This window comes from Vibrio sp. 10N.222.46.A1, assembly GCF_041473595.1.
Lineage (GTDB): Bacteria > Pseudomonadota > Gammaproteobacteria > Enterobacterales > Vibrionaceae > Vibrio > Vibrio tasmaniensis_A.
In genome coordinates, this window is the sequence record NZ_JBFRSN010000948.1 from 1 (window position 1) to 327 (window position 327).

1 pseudogene is annotated in these 327 nt (G+C 44.0%); it reads left to right on the top strand.

What is annotated here, in order from left to right:
• Nucleotides 1-327: pseudogene (locus AB4496_RS22435) on the top strand (transketolase); the annotation flags it as partial.

The window sequence follows — 327 nt, forward strand, 5'->3', positions numbered from 1 at the left end:
ACGGTTGGCATGTTATTGCTGATGTTGATGGTCATAACGCTGATGATATTCACAAAGCGATTACTGAAGCTAAAGCCGTAACAGATAAACCAACCTTGATTTGCTGCAAAACCGTGATTGGTTTTGGCTCACCAAACAAGTCAGCCAGTCATGACTGTCATGGTGCTCCGTTAGGTGCTGATGAAGTCGCATTGGTTCGACTCAATCTCGGCTGGGACCATCCTGAATTTGAAATTCCTCAAGATGTATACCAAGCATGGGATGGGAAAGAGAAAGGACAAAGCAATGAAGATGACTGGCAAACACGTTTCAATGCTTATCAAGAGG